Below are 16,323 nucleotides of genomic sequence, written 5' to 3'. Positions count from 1 at the left end.
AACAAATGTGGGAGCGGCCTTGTGCCGCGAAGCGCCGCGCGGGCGGCGCTCGATCTCATAGGCGCTGAAGATTCTGTGGCAAGCACCTGGCAGCCCCAACACATCTCCAGAAAATACCCATGATCGAAACCGCCTATCACCCCGTAAGATCTTTCGATTGGACGGCTCTACCCCACGCTCCATAGGCTGAAAAAAAGCATCGAAGCGTGAGGATTCACCGCATGAGCCAGGACCAACATATCAGGGACTACAAAGGCGCCGCCGCCGGCTGGGGGGCGCTCAAGAGCGTGACCAAGAGCTGGCTGGGCAGCGACAATGCCTTCAAGAACCTGCGGGCCATGCTCAAGACCAACCAGAACGGCGGCTTCGACTGCCCCGGCTGCGCCTGGGGCGAGTCGCCGGAAAACGACATGGTCAAGTTCTGCGAGAACGGCGCCAAGGCGGTCAATTGGGAAGCCACCGGCCGCTCGGTGGACCCGGCATTCTTCGCCAGGTACAGCGTCAGTGCGCTGGCCGAGCAGACTGACTACTGGCTGGAGTACCAGGGCCGCCTGACCCACCCGATGCGCTACGACGCGGCCACCGACCACTATGTCGAAACCAGCTGGGAAGAAGCCTTTGCGCTGGTTGCCCAACACTTGCGCGCACTCGAATCGCCCGACCAGGCCGAGTTCTACACCTCGGGCCGGGCCAGCAACGAGGCGGCGTTCCTCTACCAGCTGTTCGTCCGCGCCTACGGCACCAACAACTTCCCCGACTGCTCGAACATGTGCCATGAAGCCAGCGGCGTGGGCATGTCTGAAACCCTCGGCGTGGGCAAGGGCACCGTGGTGTTCCACGATCTGGAACTGGCCGATGCCATCTTCGTCATCGGCCAGAACCCCGGCACCAACCACCCGCGCATGCTCGAACCGCTGCGTGAAGCGGTGAAGCGTGGTGCCCAGGTGGTCTGCTTCAACCCGCTCAAGGAGCGCGGCCTGGAGCGCTTCCAGCACCCGCAGCACCCGTTCGAAATGCTCAGCAATGGCTCCGAACCAACCAACACGGCCTACTTCCGCCCGGCCCTGGGCGGCGACATGGCAGTGATGCGTGGCATTGCCAAGTACCTGCTGCAGTGGGAACGCGAAGCCCAGGCCAATGGCGAACCGGCGGTGTTCGACCATGCCTTCATCGCCGAGCACACCAGTGGCATCGACGCATACCTGGAAACCGTGGATGCCACGCCTTGGGCGCACATCGTCGAGCAATCGGGCCTGACCCAGGCCGAGATCGAACTGGCCGCGCGCATGTACCGCAAGGCCGAACGGGTGATCATGTGCTGGGCCATGGGCGTCACCCAGCATCGCCACTCGGTGCCGACCGTTCAGGAAATCGTCAACCTGCAGCTGCTGCGCGGCAACGTCGGCAAGCCCGGCGCCGGCCTGTCACCGGTGCGTGGCCACAGCAACGTGCAGGGCGACCGCACCATGGGCATCGACGAGAAGCCCGGGTCGGCGCTGCTCGATGCCATCGAAAAACGCTTCCAGTTCCGCGTGCCGCGTGCCCACGGGCACAACGCGGTGCTGGCGATCAAGGCCATGGAAGAGGGGCGGGCCAAGGTGTTCATCGGCCTGGGTGGTAACTTTGCCCAGGCCACGCCGGATACGCCGCGCACCCATGCGGCCATGCGCAATTGCGCGCTGACCGTGCAGATTTCCACCAAGCTCAACCGCTCGCACCTGGTCACCGGCCGCGATGCGTTGATCCTGCCGTGCCTGGGCCGTACCGAAATCGACATGCAGGCCAGCGGGCCGCAAGGCGTGACCGTGGAGGACACCTTCAGCATGGTGCACATCTCCCACGGCCAGCTGCGCCCGCGCTCGCCGCACCTGCGCTCGGAGCCGTGGATCATCGCCGGCATGGCCCAGGCGACCCTGGGCAAGCAGCCGATCGACTGGGAGTACGCTGTTGCCGACTACGGCCGCATCCGCAGCATGATTGCCGATGTGATCCCCGGCTTTGCCGCTTTCAACGAGCGCCTGCAGCACCCGGGCGGCTTCCACCTGGGCAACAATGCCGCCGACCGTACCTGGCGCACGGCCACAGGTAAGGCGTGCTTCAGCCCGCACCGGCTGCCGGAGCAACTGGTGAATGCCAAGGTGCTGGCGCGCGGCGACAAGCCCGACCTGATCCTGCAGACCCTGCGCTCGCACGATCAGTACAACACCACCCTGTATGGCCTGGACGACCGTTATCGCGGGGTGTTCGGCCTGCGTGAAGTGGTGTTCGTCAACGAGGTGGACATCCGCCGTATGGGCTTCGAGCCGGGCGAGCATGTGGACCTGGTGTCGCTGTGGGAGGATGGCGTGGAGCGGCGGGTGTCGGGCTTCCGCCTGGTGGCGTATGACGTGCCCGAGGGGCAGGCGGCGGCGTACTACCCTGAGACCAACCCGCTGGTGCCGCTGGAAAGCTATGGCGAGGGGACCTATACCCCGACCTCGAAGTTCGTGGCGATCAAGGTCGAGAAAGCCAAGGCCGGCAACCGGATTGCGGCGGTGCTGGCCGCGGATTGACAGGTAGCCTGCAAGGGCCCTATCGCCGGCAAGCCAGCTCCCACAGGGACCGCACAGATTTCAGAACCTGTGACGTACCTGTGGGAGCTGGCTTGCCGGCGATAGGGCCGGTACTGCCATACAGGAATCAGGAACGGTTCACCGGGTAAGCCGTGGTGTATTTCATCTGCTCCATGGCAAAACTGGAAGTGATGTTCGACAGCCCATCAGTACTGGTGATCAGCTTTTTGTAAAACCGGTCGTACGCCGCAATATCCCCCACCACCACCCTCAGCATGTAATCCCAGTCTCCCGACATGCGGTAGAACTCCATCACTTCCTCGAACCCGGTCACGGTCGCGGCAAACTGCTCCAGCCAGGCGCTGTCGTGGCGCTGGGTCTTGAGCTGGACGAACACCGTCAGCCCCAACCCCAGCCGTTCCGGGTCGAGCAGGGCGACACGGCCGACAATGTAGCCGTCTTCCTCCAGGCGCTTGACCCGCTTCCAGCACGGCGTGGTGGAGAGGTTGACGGCCTCGGCCAGGTCCTTGAGCGAGATCGAGGCGTCGCGCTGAAGCAGGGTGAGAATGTGCTGGTCGAAGCTGTCCATATCGCGCGTGGGCCGTGGAGAAAAATATTTCACAGATTACCCCAAGGCTAGAAGATTTGGGTTGTGCGATAGTTGCAGCTTTCACTCTGCCAATGGGCCTGACCATGTCCGACAAGCCGCGCAATTTCGCCACCCGTACCATTCACGCCGGTGAGCAGTTCAGCGTCGCCGATAACGCTATTTTCCCGGCGATCGTCACCGCCAGCTCGTTCACCAAGCGCAGCCTGGACGACAAACCGGAATACTCCTACAGCCGCGTCGGCAACCCCACCCGGCATGCCTATGAAACCTGTGTCGCCGCCCTGGAAGAGGGCGTTGGCGCGGTCGCCTGCGCCTCGGGTGTGAACGCCACCGCCACCGTGCTGGAGCTGCTGCCCAAGGATGCCCACGTGGTGGTGATGAACGGCGTGTACGGCGGCACCTTCCGCATCATGGAAGACTACCGCAGCCGCACCTCGGGCCTGACCACCACCTACGTCGACCTCAACGACCTCGAGGCGGTGGCCGCCGCCATCAAGCCGGAAACCCAGCTGATCTGGATCGAATCGCCGACCAACCCGTTGCTGCACCTGGTCGACATCAAGGCGGTGTGCGACCTGGCCAAGGCGCGGGGCATCCTCACCTGTATCGACAACACCTTCTGCTCGCCGTGGAACCAGCGCCCGATCACCCTGGGCGTGGACCTGGTGATGCACTCGGCCAGCAAGTACATCGGCGGCCACTCCGACCTCACCGGTGGCGTGGTGGTAGCTGCCAATGATGCGCTGTTGGCGCGCCTGCGCCGCATCAGCATGGCGATTGGCGCGGTGCAGGGGCCGTTCGACTGCTACCTGGCCCTGCGCGGTCTGAAGACCCTGGATGTGCGCATGGAGCGCCAGTGTGCCAATGCCCTGCAGGTGGCGCGCTTCCTCGAAAGCCACGCGCAGATCGATCAGGTGTATTACCCGGGGCTGGAAAGTCACCCGCAACATGAGTTGTGCAAACGGCAGATGCGCAGTGGCGGGGCGGTGGTGGCGATGAAGGTCAAGGGCGACCGGGCTGCGCTAAACCGCTTGGTGGAGGCGCTGCAGATCTTCGTGCTGGCCGACTCGCTGGGCGGGGTGGAAAGCATGATCAACCACTCCTGGAGCATGTCGCACTGCTCGCTGAGCCCGGAGCAGAAGGGCGTGATGGGCATCAGCGAAAACCTGCTGCGGTTGTCGGTGGGGATCGAGGATTACCGCGACCTGGTCGAGGATCTGGATGGGGCATTGAAGGCTGCGGCTGCTGGCTCGTGATGATGCGGTTGTAGGAGCGGCCTTGTGTCGCGATGGGCTGCGCAGCAGCCCCAGAATCTATGTCTCTGTCGAGATTTTCGGGGCTGCTGCGCAGCCCATCGCGACACAAGGCCGCTCCTACAGGGGGCCGTGCAGGCCTGTGGTATCTATCTGGATTTGGGCGGATGAATGATCCGTTCGATCTTGTCCTTGATCAGCAAGCGCTCCTTGCGCAGGCGGTTGACGGTTTCGTCGTTGGTGCCGTTGCCTTCGGCAGCGACCACCTCTTTGTCTTTTGCGTTGTATTCCTTGTGCAGTGAGTGCAGCGTCTGGTCCTTTTCCATGAGCGCCTGGAATGCATCAGCGGTAACGTGCAGGTCAGCGAGCAGATCATGCGGAACTGGCATTTCTTCACCTCTGTCGGGGGTTGGCGGATGGTTCTGACCTTTGAGGATAGTCGTCTTTGCGCAGGTAGGGGACTGGGGTAGGCTGTCGCATCTCCCCCGTGACCCGGAACCTGCGCCATGCCCCACCTGAACCTCGAATACAGCGACAACCTGCGTGAGCTGAATGTCGACGTCCTGCTGCTGCGCCTGAACCATGCCCTGGTTGGCAGTGGCCAGTTCGCCGACGAGGCCGATATCAAAAGCCGCGCCGAAGCCTTCAAGCATTATCGGGTGGGCACTGCGCCCGGCGAGCGTGCCTTTGCCCATGTGCGCCTGGTCATCCTCAGCGGGCGCTCGCTCGAGGTGAAGACGCAACTGTCCACCAGCCTGCTCGACGTGTTGCGTGACGCCATCCCCGAGCAACCCGGGCTTGATATCCAGCTGTGCGTGGAAGTGCTGGACATCGACCGCGAGCCGTATGCCAAGGCACGCCTGCCAGGCTGAACAAGCGCTGAATGAACTTCTTTTAATGTAGAAAAGGCGCCTGCTCACGAATTTGTTGGCGTCTTTTTCACAAAATATTGATGGCACGCTTTCTAGAGTTCAGCCAAGTTTCCCTGGTGCCGCGCAGGCCCTCGGGCTGATAATCACTCTTGATTGCGAACACTGATGCTCAACTTCAAATCCCTGCGGACTGAATGGGTCACGCTGCTGGCCAGCCTTTACCTGCTGATAGGCTTCAATGTCTTCCTCTGGCAGCATCTCGAACAGGTTGTGCCGCCCGGTTTGCCGGGGCTTTGGCTGAGCCTGGCGTTTGCCGTGCTGATGCTGTTCGCGTTCAACCTGATTCTCACGTTGTTCGCCTTCCGTTATGTATTGAAGCCAATACTTATCGTGTTGTTCATGAGTGGCGCGGGCGTGGCTTACTTCATGAACCAGTACGGCGTACTTATTGACGCGGGCATGTTCCGCAATATTGCGGAAACCAACGTGGCGGAAGTGCGTGACCTGCTTTCGTTGAAGTTTGCCTTGTATATCCTGGGCCTCGGTGTAGTGCCTTCGCTGCTGTTGTGGAAGGCGCCGATCGCCTATCGCGCCTGGCACCGTGAACTGCTCGGCAAGCTGGTGGTTGGCGGTGCCTGCGTAGTGGCCCTGGGCTCGGTGGCACTGGTCAACTACCAGGGCCTTTCGTCGCTGTTTCGCAACCACCACGAACTGCGCCTGATGCTCACCCCCAGCAATATCGTGGGTGCCTCCATCGGTTATGTCAGCGAGCGCGTCGGTACCGCATCACGGCCCTTCCAGCATTACGGCGAAGATGCCAAGCGTGACGCTGCCTGGCAAAAGCATGAACGCAAGTCGCTGACTGTACTGGTGGTGGGTGAAAGTGCGCGGGCAGATCACTTCGGCGTGCTCGGCTACAACCGCGATACCACACCGAACCTCGCCAGGGAGCAGGGCCTGCTGGCGTTCTCCGATGTTCACTCCTGCGGCACGGAAACCGCCGTTTCGGTGCCCTGCATGTTCTCTGGCATGAAGCGCAAGGACTACGATGCCCGCGTGGCGAAGAACCGCGAAGGGTTGCTGGACATCCTCCAGCGGACCGGCCTGGCGGTGCAGTGGCGTGACAATCAATCGGGCTGCAAGGGTACCTGCGACCGCGTGCAATTCATCGATGTCAGCAAACTCAAGGACCCGCAGTTGTGCGCTGATGGTGAATGCCATGACCAGATCCTGCTGCAGGGCCTGGGTGAGCTGATCGACAACCTCGACAAGGACACCGTGCTGGTGCTGCACCAGATGGGCAGCCACGGGCCTGAATACTTCAAGCGCTACCCCGGCTCCGACCAGCGCTTTGCCCCGGTGTGCCAGAGCAACGCGCTGGACCAGTGCAGCGAACAGGAAATCGTCAACGGTTACGACAACACCCTGGCCTATACCGACAAGGTGCTGGCCTCGCTGATCGATACCCTGCGCAGCAAGCAGGACAAGGTCGACACGGCGATGATCTACCTGTCCGACCATGGCGAGTCGCTGGGTGAGTACAACCTGTTCCTGCACGGCACGCCTTACGCTATCGCCCCCGAGCAGCAGAAGCACGTGCCGCTGCTGACCTGGTTCTCCGACAGCTACAAGGAGGACTTCGGCGTCGACACCGACTGCCTGGCCAAGCTCAGCGATGCGCCGCTGTCGCAGGACAACCTGTTCCACTCGATGCTCGGCCTGTTGCAGGTGCGTACCGAGGTCTACCAGCAATCGCTGGACATGTTCGCCAGCTGCCGGCCGTGGCTGGCGGCCAAGCGCTGAGTCTGACTGCACACGGGCACTGTAGGAGCAGCCTTGTGCTGCGAAGGGGCCGGTACAGCCAATACAGCACCATGATCAGTGCACCGGCTCTTTCGCAGCACAAGGCTGCTCCTACAAAAAGGCGCCGGTGCAGCACCGTTTATCTATTCCAGGGATGGCGCAGGTTTCACCAGCAGTGCCCGCGCCGTATATACTGCGCGCCAATGTTAGTGGGAGAGCCTCGTGGCCATCGAAATACACTGGATCCGTGACGACCAGAGCCTGGCCGAACACTGCCGCGACTGGCACCAGCTGCCCTTTGTCGCCGTCGATACCGAATTCATGCGGGTCGACACCTTCTACCCGAAAGCCGGGCTGATCCAGATCGGCGATGGCCAGCGTGCCTTCCTGATCGACCCGTTGCTGATCGGCAACTGGCAACCCCTGGCCGAACTGCTGGATGACAGCGGTGTGGTCAAGGTACTGCACGCCTGCAGCGAAGACCTCGAAGTGCTGTTGCGCCTGACCGGCAAGCTGCCACAGCCGCTGTTCGACACCCAACTGGCGGCCGGTTATCTGAACCTGGGGTTCTCCATGGGTTATTCGCGCCTGGTGCAGGATGTGCTGGGTATTGACTTGCCCAAGGGCGAAACCCGCTCCGACTGGCTGCAGCGTCCGCTCTCGGAAACCCAGGTCAGCTATGCCGCCGAGGATGCCGTGCACTTGGCCGAGCTGTTCACCGTGTTGCGCCCGCGCCTGAGTGACGACAAGTACGCCTGGGTGCTGGAGGACGGCGCCGAGCTGGTGGCCGCATTGCGCCGCGAAGTCGAGCCCGAAAGCCTGTACCGCGACGTCAAGCTGGCCTGGAAGCTGGCCCCCCAGCAACTGGCAGTGCTGCGTGAGCTGTGTGCCTGGCGCGAGCGTGAAGCGCGCAACCGCGACGTACCGCGCAATCGCATCCTCAAGGAGCACTCGCTGTGGCCCATGGCCAAGAGCCAGCCGAGCAACCTGTCGGCGCTGGCCAAGATCGACGAGATGCATCCGCGCACCATTCGTCAGGACGGTGAGTTCCTCATCCAGCTGATCAAGCGTGCCGCCAGCCTGCCAGCCGAGCAATGGCCACAGGCCTTGCCCGAGCCCTTGCCGATCGAGGCTGCAGGTATCCTCAAGCAGCTGCGTGCCATCGGCCAGGCCGAAGGTGAGCGCCTGGGCATTGCCCCCGAGCTGATGCTGCGCAAAAAAGCCCTGGAAGCGCTGCTCAAGAGCGGCTACCCCAATGGCCCCTATCAATTGCCCGATTCGCTGCGCGGCTGGCGCCGTGAGCGCATGGGCCAGGCCCTGCTGGACAGCCTCGCAGGCGCCGGAGAGACCCGATGAAACGCATTTGCTCTATCTACAAGAGCCCCCGCAAGAACGAAATGTACCTGTACGTGCTCAAGGCCGACGGCCTGGAGCGCGTGCCCGAAGGCCTGCTGCCGTTCTTCGGCACCCCCGTGCACGCCTTCGACCTGGTGCTGACTCCCGAGCGCAAGCTGGCCCGCGAGGACATCGCCAAGGTGCTGGAAAACCTCGACAACCAGGGTTACCACCTGCAGATGCCGCCGCCGGAAGACGACTACATCGAGCACCTGCCCGAAGAGTTGCTGCGCCGTAACGACCCTGCCTGATCATGCGAGTACTGATTGCTGAGCATGATCATGCTCGATACGCCGAGATTTTGCGTGCAGCCGCGCCTGAGCTGGAAGTCCTGACCAGCGGCGACTCCGCCGAACTGGCACGCCAGGCGCCACAGTGCCCGGTGTGGCTGGGCCAGCCGGACCTGCTGGCAAGCCTGTTGCGCCAAGGCCACAAGCCGGGCTGGATGCAGTCCACCTGGGCCGGTATCACCCCGCTGCTGGCCGAGGGCCTGCCGCGCGACTATCGCCTGACCCGCGCCGTGGGCATCTTTGGCCAGGTGATGGCCGAGTACATGCTCACCTACATGCTCGGCCATGAGCGCGAGGTGCTGTCGCGGCTGGTCAGCCAGGTCGAGCGTCGTTGGGACGACCGCCCGGGGCGGACCCTGGAAGGGCGCAAGGTGCTGATCGTCGGCACTGGCGACATTGGCCAGCGGGTGGCCGAGTTCCTGCAGGCGTTTGGCGTGGTGCTGTATGGCGTTGCCAGCAGCGCCCGCGAGCAGGCGCCGTTCGTCGAGGTAGCGGCGCTGGCCGACCTGCCGCGCATGGTGGGTCAGGTCGACTACGTACTCAACCTGCTGCCGGATACCCCGGCAACCCACGACCTGTATGATGCGGCACTGTTCAAGTGCTTCCAGCCCACGGCGCTGTTCATCAATGCCGGGCGCGGCGCTGCGGTGGTCGACGCTGACCTGGTCGAGGCACTGAAGGAAGGGCACCTGGCGGGGGCGGTGATCGATGTCTGCCGGCAGGAGCCGTTGCCTAGGCAACACCCGTTCTGGACGGCGTGGGGCTTGCTGCTGACCGGGCACAGCTCGGCACCCACCTCGCCGGCGGCGATGGTGCGGTTGTTTGTCGAGAATGTGCGGGCGTATGCGGCGGGGCAGGGGTTGCGAGGAGAAGTGGACTTCGCCCGGGGCTATTGATTTTGTAGTGCCTGTACCGGCCTCTTCGCAGCACAAGGCTGCTCCTACAGGTTTTTTTCACTGTGCTGTAGGAGCAGCCTTGTGCTGCGAAAGGGCCGGTACAGCCAATGCAAGGCTTACAGGCTGAAATCACCCTCGGCAGCCAGCTCGCTCAGTGGCTTGCGCGGGCTCGGGACTTCACGCGCCTGCAGCGCTTCGTTCAGGCTGGCCTTGTCGCCCAGCTTGCCGATCGCCACCATGGCATGCAGCACGTAGCCTTCAGGAACCTTCAACTCCTGACGCGCCAGTTCCTGGTCGAAACCGGCCATGCCATGGGTATGCCAGCCGCTGATGCTGGCTTGCAGGGCCAGGTGCCCCCAGGCGGAGCCGGTGTCGAAGGTGTGCCACAGCGCCGGTCTTTCTTCCGTGGCGCCCGGGGCGGCGTAGGTGGTCTTGGAAATCACCAGCACCAGCGCCGAAGCCTGTTGCGCCCAGCTGCGGTTGGCCGGCACCAGCAGGTTCAGGTAACGCTCCCAGTTCGGCGTGTCACGGCGGGCATAGAGGAAGCGCCAAGGTTGCGAGTTGTTCGCCGACGGCGCCCAGCGTGCAGCTTCGAGGAAGCTCAGCAAGGTTTCTTCGCTGATCGGCTCGGCGGTGAAGGCACGTGGCGACCAGCGGTTGATGAACTGCTCGTTGATGGCGTAATCGGCAATGCGGGGGTTGGCGCTCATGGCGGCTCCTGCAAAAGGGCGGTAAACGCGCACGCTACTGCGTCGCGTCGCGACTGACAAGCGGTCTGGCTTTGCCGAAGGCCAGGCTCTAGACTGGCGCCGCCGCGCGCCGTGGCCCCAAGATGAATGCAGGAAACCCGTGTCATGATCGCTGAAAACGCGCCGTTCTGGCAGCGCAAGACCCTCGAGCAACTCAGCCCGCAAGAGTGGGAGTCGCTGTGTGATGGTTGCGGCCTGTGCTGCCTGCAAAAGCTCGAGGACGAGGACGACAACAGCGTCTATTACACGCGTATCGCCTGCAAACTGCTGGATCTTCACACCTGTCAGTGCAGCGATTACCCCAACCGCTTCGCCCAGGTACCTGACTGCATCCAGCTCACCCCGGGCAAGGCCGACCAGTTCAAGTGGCTGCCGAGTACCTGCGGCTACCGCCTGGTCAGTGAGGGCAAGGACCTGCCGGCCTGGCACCACCTGGTCTGCGGTGATCGCCAGCAGGTCCATGAACAGCGCATTTCCCAGTCGGGGCGCATGCTCAGTGAACACGATGTGCACGAAGACGACTGGGAAGACCACCTGATCTTCCGCGCCAGCTGACCGGCGCGGCCCGCTGCCACGGGGAAACAAGGAGTTTCTGTATGCGTTGCCAGCTGTTGTTGCTATTGGGCCTGATGGCCAGTTCGCCGGCCTGGGCGAAAAAGGTCGACCTCGACTATCAAGTGCGCCTGTTGCCAGCCAGTGGCCAGGCGGAGGTCCGCCTAACCTTGGCCGAAGGCAGTGCCGTGCGCAGTCTGGATTTCGACCTGGGCAAGGCCGGGGCCTACAGCGGCTTCCAGGCTGATGGCCAATGGCAACTGCAGGGCCAGCGCGGCGTGTGGCAACCGGCGGCCGGCAAGACCAGCCTCAGTTACCGCGTGCAGCTGGACCAGAAACGCGGCAGCGGCGCCTATTCGTCGCGCATCACCCCGCATTGGGCGCTGTTCCTCGGCGACCAACTGGTGCCGCCTGCGCGCCTCGACCAGCAGGATGGCACCGAACTGGTGGCGCGGCTGGCGTTCGACCTGCCGGAGGGCTGGAAGAGCATTGAGACCTCCTGGCCGCGCATCGGCAAGGACAAGTTCCGCATCGACAACGTTTCGCGCCTGTTCGACCGCCCCACAGGCTGGATGCTCGCTGGCGACCTGGGCAGCCGCCGCGCCCGCCTGGGCGAAACCGAGGTCACCGTGGCCGCACCGGTGGGGCAGGGTATGCGGCGCATGGACAACCTGACCATGCTGACCTTTGTCTGGCCGCAATTGCAGGCGGTTTTCCCGCGCAACCCGCCGAAGCTGCTGTTGGTCGGCGCTCGCGACGGCATGTGGCGTGGGGCGACCGCCGCGCAGGGCTCGTTGTACCTGCACAGTGCCCGGCCGATGGTCAGCGAGAATGGCAGCAGCCCGTTGCTGCGCGAAGTGGTGCAACTGTTTGCGCAGATCCATGGGCGTGATGGCAGTGACTGGCTGGTGGAAAGCCTGAACGACTACTATGCCAGCGAGTTGCTGCGCCGCGCGGGCGGGGTGAGTGACGACCGTTACGAGGCTTGGCAGGCGCGCCTGAGTAAGCAGGGCGCCAAGGTCACCCGGCTCAAGGGCGAGCATGCCACCCCGGCGCAGGTGGCGCGCGGGGTGATGCTGTTGCAAGCGCTGGACAAGGAAATCCGCATCCACACTCAGGCCAAACGCTCGCTGGACGATGTGGCACGCGGGTTGATGCGCCTGCCCAGCGTCAGCACCGAAGACTTCGTGCAGATCAGCGAGAACGTGCTGGGGCGGCGCTCCGAGGTGTTGCAGAGCAAGGCGTTGCGCTAGGCCTCTCTATTGCCAGTGCTGACTCTTTCGCGGGCACGCCCCCACAGGTGCCGCGCAAGTTTCGAAGAGGTCGGCACAGGCCAGTGATGTTCCGACAGCCATGAGGTCCCTGTGGGAGCGGGCGTGCCCGCGAAAGGGCCGGCACAGGCAGTGCAAAACTCAACTGCCAGCCAACGGATCCTTCCCGGTTACCGTCACCCCCCGCGTCGCCGCCTCGGCACTGGCCTTCAACGCCTCCAGTTCCGCAGCACTGCGCTCGATGTCCGAACGCAAGCGGTGATACTCCTGCCGGTGCCGCTGCCACCAGGCCTTGGTCGCACAATGCCCGCTGAAGCCCCGAGCCAGTGCCAGGCCGCCAACTGCGATCTGCAACAACCCGACCAGGCCGCCGTGGCGTAGCCCCTTGCTGACCATCAACGCGCCGCCAGCCAGCGAGCTGGCGCGCTCCAGGCCATGAACGTTCTTGTCTTGCGATGTCGCTGCCGAATGGATATCAAGCATGGCAAGGTCTCCGTCTGAAGTGTATGCAGGTGACCTGTTGGCCGCCGCCATCGTTCAGTCGGCTATTTGAACCTGGGCCCCGAACGGGTATTCAGCCCCTTGGCCATGCGGTCATACAGCACCACATTCACCGTCGCTGCGAGGTTCATGCAGCCCTCAGTCGGAATGTAGATGGTCTCTTCGCACCATGCCCGCACATCGGCACTGAGGCTGCCGTCTTCCGGCCCGAAGATGTAGATGGCCCGGTCCGGGTGGGTGTATTCCGGCAATGGCCGCGCGCCCTCCACCAACTCCACGGCCACCGGCGTGCAGCCCAGCGGGATGATGCGCTGCAGGTCATCGATGCCGATCAGCGGGATGTCGTAGTGCACGCGCTTGGTGTCGGTGACGAAGTCACGCGCACGCTCGTAGCGTTTGCCGGTGTAGAACACCGAATTGACACCGTAGCAACCCGCGGCGCGCATCACCGAGCCGACGTTTTCTGCCGACTTGGGGTTGAACAGGCCAATGCAGCTGTATCGTTTGTTTGCCACGTACCGGGGCCCTTCGCGAAAAAAAGCGCGATTATACGGGCTGCCCGGTAGCAGCGGGGTGGTGAATCGATGGTCAGTCTTTCTTCAGCATGCCCGCCAGCCCGGCGAACGGGTTGTGGGTGGCCTTGGCGATGCTCGGGGTGCTGGTGGAGCCTTCGCTGAAGTACTGCTGGTCGGTATAGCGCGAGTGCTCGTTGTCGTGGCAGTACAGGCACAGTAACTCCCAGTTGGAGCCGTCCTGCGGGTTGTTGTCGTGGTTGTGGTCGCGGTGGTGCACGGTCAGCTCGCTCAGGCGCTTGCCGGAGAACTCGCGGGCGCAGCGGCCGCAGACGTGCGGGTACATTTTCAGGGCCTTGTCGCGGTAGCCCATTTCCTTGTCGCGCTTGGCATCGGCCAGGATGCGGTCCAGGCGCGCGGTGGCGGCGGCGGAAGAGGTGGAGCTCATGGTGTTTCCTTTGTTCTGATCAGGCAAATGACGGTTATGCACTGAGTCTAGCGCGCTTGCGGGGCAGGCGGACAGGCGAAAGCTTTGATTTAGGCGTAGCCTGTAGGAAGGTTCCCGACAGGAGGTTGCTGATGTTTCGCGCGATCCTCGTTGTGCTGTTGTTGGCCGGCCTGCCCATGGCCGAAGCTGCCAGCACGCCACCCCGGTTGAGCACGCCGGTGCCCGGTGCACCGGGTACGCCTACGCCTACGCCATATCCGCAGATTACCCCGAGTACGCCGCCCAAGGCCTATGACAGCCAGCCGGGGGCGCCACTGTTACCGCCGATGCCGGTGCCCGGGCCACCGAAGGACCAGCCATTGCCGGGGTTGCGCCAAGACCCGCCGAAGCCGGCGGTGCAGGATGATTGAATTCAGCCGGCTGCCCCGGTTTTCTGTGGGAGCGCGCAGGATTCAGGGCATGCACGGTACCTGTAGGAGCGGCCTTGTGTCGCGAAAGGGGCGCAAAGCGCCCCCAGCTTTCTCAAACGATACCTAGCTCGCCGAAGACGAACGCGTACTCAAGGGCCACATCCTTGAGCCCCTGATACCGCCCGCTCATCCCGCCATGCCCAGCCCCCATCTCGGTCTTGAGCAGCAGCAGGTTGTCGTCGGTCTTGCGCGTGCGCAGCCGCGCCACCCACTTGGCCGCTTCCCAGTACTGCACGCGGCTGTCGTTGTAGCCCGCCACCACCAGCATCGCCGGGTAGGCCTGTTCCTTCACGTTCTCGTACGGTGCATAGGCCTTGATCCGCTCATACACCTCCGGCTCCTCAGGGTTGCCCCATTCGTCGTACTCGGTCACGGTCAGCGGCAGCTCGGGGTCGAGCATGGTGTTGAGCACGTCGACGAACGGCACTTCGGCAATCGCACAGCGGAACAGCTCGGGGCGCAGGTTGAGCACCGCGCCCATCAGCAGGCCACCGGCGCTGCCGCCACTGATGGCCAGGCGTTCGGCAGCCGTGACACCCTCGGCGATCAGGTGTTCGGCACAGGCGATGAAGTCGCTGAAGGTGTTGTGCTTGTGCTCCTGCTTGCCGGCGCGGTACCAGGCTTCGCCCAGTTCGCCACCACCACGCACATGGGCGATGGCAAAGGCCACGCCGCGCTCCAGCAGGCTCAGGCGCGCGTGCGAGAACCATGGGTCAAGGCTTTCGCCATAGGCGCCGTAGCCATACAGGTACAGCGGCACGGTCTGGCCCAGGTCCTGGCGGCGGCGCACCAGGCTGATCGGCACCCGGGTGCCGTCCGCTGCGGTAGCCCACAGGCGCTCGCTGACATAGTCGTCGGCATCGAACGGCCCCAGCACCGGGGTTTGCTTGAGCACCGCCTGGGCACCGCTGGCCAGCTCCAGCTGGCGTACCTGGGCTGGGCGGTTGAGTGCTTCGTAGCGCAGGCGCAGGCGTGGGCTGGCGAATTCCAGGCTGTCCTGCACGTACAGGCTGTAGGCCGCGTCGGGCAGTTCGACGCGGTAGGGTGCCAGGCCCTGCGGGCGTACCTCGATGATCGGCAGGCCGCCTTCGCGCAGGCTCAGGGTCAGCGCGCCGGCATTCAGGCTGAGGCCTTCGAGCATGATCGCGTCGCGGTGCGCTACCAGCACCTGCCATTGCTCACGGCTGGGCACTGGTGCGACCGGGGCGTGGTACAGGGCGAAGTTGATGCCGTCCTGGTTGGTGCGGATGAACCAGCGCCACTGGCCGTCGAGCTGGCCGTGGTCGGGGAAGTACTCGTGACCTTCGACCCGTGGCGCCAGGCAGGTGAACGGTGCCTGCGGGGTTTCCGCGTCAAGCACCCAGGCTTCGCTGGTGGTCTTGCTGTTGAGCAGCAGCACTAGCTGGCGTTCGGAGCTGGTGCGGTAGCAGTGCAGGAAGAAGCGCCCATCGGTCTCCTCGAACACGGTCTGCGCGCCGTCGTTGCCCAGGGTGTGGCGACGCAGGCGCCACGGGCGGTGGGTCTCGTCCAGTTCGGCGAAGAACAGCGTCTGGCTGTCGTTGGCCCAGGTCAGGCTGCCGTCGCAGTCGTCGAAGGGCAGGGAGGTGACGCTGCCACTGGCCAGGTCCTTCACGTACAGGGTGAAGATTTCGTCGCCACTGGTGTCCAGGCTGTAGGCCAGCAGGCGGTGGTCGGGGCTGACGTTGAACGCGCCGAGGGACAGGAAACCGCCATTGGCCAGGGCGTTGGGGTCGAGCAGCAGTTGCTCCTGGCTTTCATCGACCGTGTTGGAGTCGTCGGCCGGGCGCGGGCAGCGGTAGTGGCGCGGGTACTCGTCGCCCGCGGTGGTACGGGTGTAGTACAGGTAGGGGCCCCAGGGCGCCGGCAGCGACAGGTCGGTTTCCAGGATGCGGCCCTTGATCTCTTCGAACAGTTGTTCGCGCAGCGGCGCCTGGTCGGCCAGGCAGGCTTCCTGGTAGGCGTTTTCGGCCTGCAGGTAGGCAAGCACCTCGGGGGTGTCACGCTGTTGCAGCCAGGCGTACGGGTCGGCGGCCTGGGCCTGGCGGGCAATCGGGGGGTGGGGCTTGGTTGGCATTGAGGATCTCTTGATTGGGGGTGCCTGTACCGGCCTCTTCGCGGGCAGCCCGCG

17 protein-coding genes are annotated in these 16,323 nt (G+C 63.9%); 10 read left to right on the top strand and 7 right to left on the bottom strand.

The features are described 5' to 3' along the window. The first annotated feature begins 221 nt into the window (after positions 1-221). Complete coding sequence (locus GYA95_RS16485; RefSeq protein WP_161551433.1) at positions 222-2,552, top strand: FdhF/YdeP family oxidoreductase; 2,331 nt, start codon at positions 222-224, stop codon at positions 2,550-2,552. Positions 2,553-2,679: 127 nt separating this feature from the next. On the opposite strand, the gene GYA95_RS16480 is transcribed toward GYA95_RS16485, so the two are convergent. Next, entirely contained in the window at positions 2,680-3,141 is a 462-nt protein-coding gene (locus GYA95_RS16480) for an Lrp/AsnC family transcriptional regulator (RefSeq protein WP_015271359.1), read from the bottom strand. Positions 3,142-3,233: 92 nt separating this feature from the next. Between GYA95_RS16480 and GYA95_RS16475 the strand changes: the two genes are divergently transcribed. Beyond that, positions 3,234-4,418, top strand: a complete 1,185-nt coding sequence (locus tag GYA95_RS16475) for a trans-sulfuration enzyme family protein (RefSeq protein WP_015271358.1) — start codon at positions 3,234-3,236, stop codon at positions 4,416-4,418. 146 nt (positions 4,419-4,564) lie between these two features. On the opposite strand, the gene GYA95_RS16470 is transcribed toward GYA95_RS16475, so the two are convergent. Next, entirely contained in the window at positions 4,565-4,804 is a 240-nt protein-coding gene (locus GYA95_RS16470) for a YdcH family protein (protein ID WP_015271357.1), read from the bottom strand. 117 nt (positions 4,805-4,921) lie between these two features. Between GYA95_RS16470 and GYA95_RS16465 the strand changes: the two genes are divergently transcribed. From GYA95_RS16465 to GYA95_RS16445, 5 genes are all read left to right on the top strand, one after another. Continuing rightward, the gene (locus GYA95_RS16465; protein WP_015271356.1) at positions 4,922-5,287 is read left to right on the top strand and encodes a 5-carboxymethyl-2-hydroxymuconate Delta-isomerase; all 366 of its coding nucleotides are present in this window, start codon (positions 4,922-4,924) and stop codon (positions 5,285-5,287) included. A gap of 165 nt (positions 5,288-5,452) precedes the next feature. Next, on the top strand, positions 5,453-7,090 hold the full coding sequence (locus GYA95_RS16460; RefSeq protein ID WP_015271355.1) for a phosphoethanolamine transferase: 1,638 nt from the start codon (positions 5,453-5,455) through the stop codon (positions 7,088-7,090). A 222-nt stretch (positions 7,091-7,312) separates the two neighbouring features. Beyond that, entirely contained in the window at positions 7,313-8,446 is a 1,134-nt protein-coding gene (rnd, locus tag GYA95_RS16455; RefSeq protein WP_013973768.1) for a ribonuclease D, read from the top strand. Beyond that, positions 8,443-8,736 (top strand): YcgL domain-containing protein, encoded by a 294-nt coding sequence (locus GYA95_RS16450; protein ID WP_015271354.1) that lies wholly within the window; start codon positions 8,443-8,445, stop codon positions 8,734-8,736. The genes rnd and GYA95_RS16450 overlap by 4 nt, the downstream gene beginning before the upstream one ends. A gap of 2 nt (positions 8,737-8,738) precedes the next feature. Then, on the top strand, positions 8,739-9,671 hold the full coding sequence (locus tag GYA95_RS16445; protein WP_015271353.1) for a D-2-hydroxyacid dehydrogenase: 933 nt from the start codon (positions 8,739-8,741) through the stop codon (positions 9,669-9,671). Positions 9,672-9,787: 116 nt separating this feature from the next. Here the strand turns inward: GYA95_RS16445 and GYA95_RS16440 are convergent, their stop codons facing one another. Continuing rightward, on the bottom strand, positions 9,788-10,381 hold the full coding sequence (locus tag GYA95_RS16440; protein ID WP_015271352.1) for a nitroreductase family protein: 594 nt from the start codon (positions 10,379-10,381) through the stop codon (positions 9,788-9,790). A gap of 144 nt (positions 10,382-10,525) precedes the next feature. Between GYA95_RS16440 and GYA95_RS16435 the strand changes: the two genes are divergently transcribed. Beyond that, positions 10,526-10,975 (top strand): YcgN family cysteine cluster protein, encoded by a 450-nt coding sequence (locus tag GYA95_RS16435; RefSeq protein WP_015271351.1) that lies wholly within the window; start codon positions 10,526-10,528, stop codon positions 10,973-10,975. A 41-nt stretch (positions 10,976-11,016) separates the two neighbouring features. Then, complete coding sequence (locus GYA95_RS16430) at positions 11,017-12,225, top strand: hypothetical protein (protein WP_015271350.1); 1,209 nt, start codon at positions 11,017-11,019, stop codon at positions 12,223-12,225. 159 nt (positions 12,226-12,384) lie between these two features. Here GYA95_RS16430 and GYA95_RS16425 read toward each other — a convergent pair whose 3' ends face one another. The 3 genes from GYA95_RS16425 to GYA95_RS16415 all read right to left on the bottom strand — a co-directional run bounded on the left by GYA95_RS16425 (position 12,385) and on the right by GYA95_RS16415 (position 13,704). Beyond that, a complete protein-coding gene (locus GYA95_RS16425) occupies positions 12,385-12,726 on the bottom strand; it encodes a YgaP family membrane protein (RefSeq protein WP_015271349.1) in 342 nt (113 codons plus the stop codon). A gap of 62 nt (positions 12,727-12,788) precedes the next feature. Further along, the gene (locus GYA95_RS16420) at positions 12,789-13,259 is read right to left on the bottom strand and encodes an RNA methyltransferase (protein WP_015271348.1); all 471 of its coding nucleotides are present in this window, start codon (positions 13,257-13,259) and stop codon (positions 12,789-12,791) included. Between the two features lie 73 nt (positions 13,260-13,332). After that, positions 13,333-13,704 carry a YajD family HNH nuclease gene (locus tag GYA95_RS16415; RefSeq protein WP_003259546.1) on the bottom strand — a complete coding sequence of 124 codons (372 nt, stop codon included), beginning with the start codon at positions 13,702-13,704 and terminating at the stop codon, positions 13,333-13,335. Between the two features lie 131 nt (positions 13,705-13,835). Here GYA95_RS16415 and GYA95_RS16410 point away from each other — a divergent pair, with 131 nt between their 5' ends. Then, on the top strand, positions 13,836-14,114 hold the full coding sequence (locus GYA95_RS16410) for a hypothetical protein (protein WP_015271347.1): 279 nt from the start codon (positions 13,836-13,838) through the stop codon (positions 14,112-14,114). Positions 14,115-14,226: 112 nt separating this feature from the next. Here GYA95_RS16410 and GYA95_RS16405 read toward each other — a convergent pair whose 3' ends face one another. Further along, positions 14,227-16,269 carry a S9 family peptidase gene (locus tag GYA95_RS16405; protein WP_015271346.1) on the bottom strand — a complete coding sequence of 681 codons (2,043 nt, stop codon included), beginning with the start codon at positions 16,267-16,269 and terminating at the stop codon, positions 14,227-14,229. Positions 16,270-16,323: the final 54 nt, after the last annotated feature.

Origin of the sequence: Pseudomonas asiatica, assembly GCF_009932335.1 — a bacterium.
GTDB lineage: Bacteria > Pseudomonadota > Gammaproteobacteria > Pseudomonadales > Pseudomonadaceae > Aquipseudomonas > Aquipseudomonas asiatica.
This window is presented reverse-complemented; position numbering and strand designations above follow the sequence as displayed.

Bases quoted from the DNA above. Each gene is read 5' to 3' on its own strand.
- GYA95_RS16465 (WP_015271356.1), top strand. From the start codon at position 4,922: ATGCCCCACCTGAACCTCGAATACAGCGACAACCTGCGTGAGCTGAAT.
- GYA95_RS16415 (WP_003259546.1), bottom strand. From the start codon at position 13,704: ATGAGCTCCACCTCTTCCGCCGCCGCCACCGCGCGCCTGGACCGCATC.
- GYA95_RS16410 (WP_015271347.1), top strand. From the start codon at position 13,836: ATGTTTCGCGCGATCCTCGTTGTGCTGTTGTTGGCCGGCCTGCCCATG.
- GYA95_RS16470 (WP_015271357.1), bottom strand. From the start codon at position 4,804: ATGCCAGTTCCGCATGATCTGCTCGCTGACCTGCACGTTACCGCTGAT.
- GYA95_RS16430 (WP_015271350.1), top strand. From the start codon at position 11,017: ATGCGTTGCCAGCTGTTGTTGCTATTGGGCCTGATGGCCAGTTCGCCG.
- GYA95_RS16480 (WP_015271359.1), bottom strand. From the start codon at position 3,141: ATGGACAGCTTCGACCAGCACATTCTCACCCTGCTTCAGCGCGACGCC.
- GYA95_RS16435 (WP_015271351.1), top strand. From the start codon at position 10,526: ATGATCGCTGAAAACGCGCCGTTCTGGCAGCGCAAGACCCTCGAGCAA.
- GYA95_RS16450 (WP_015271354.1), top strand. From the start codon at position 8,443: ATGAAACGCATTTGCTCTATCTACAAGAGCCCCCGCAAGAACGAAATG.
- GYA95_RS16460 (WP_015271355.1), top strand. From the start codon at position 5,453: ATGCTCAACTTCAAATCCCTGCGGACTGAATGGGTCACGCTGCTGGCC.
- GYA95_RS16485 (WP_161551433.1), top strand. From the start codon at position 222: ATGAGCCAGGACCAACATATCAGGGACTACAAAGGCGCCGCCGCCGGC.
- GYA95_RS16445 (WP_015271353.1), top strand. From the start codon at position 8,739: ATGCGAGTACTGATTGCTGAGCATGATCATGCTCGATACGCCGAGATT.
- GYA95_RS16475 (WP_015271358.1), top strand. From the start codon at position 3,234: ATGGGCCTGACCATGTCCGACAAGCCGCGCAATTTCGCCACCCGTACC.
- GYA95_RS16405 (WP_015271346.1), bottom strand. From the start codon at position 16,269: ATGCCAACCAAGCCCCACCCCCCGATTGCCCGCCAGGCCCAGGCCGCC.
- GYA95_RS16425 (WP_015271349.1), bottom strand. From the start codon at position 12,726: ATGCTTGATATCCATTCGGCAGCGACATCGCAAGACAAGAACGTTCAT.
- GYA95_RS16440 (WP_015271352.1), bottom strand. From the start codon at position 10,381: ATGAGCGCCAACCCCCGCATTGCCGATTACGCCATCAACGAGCAGTTC.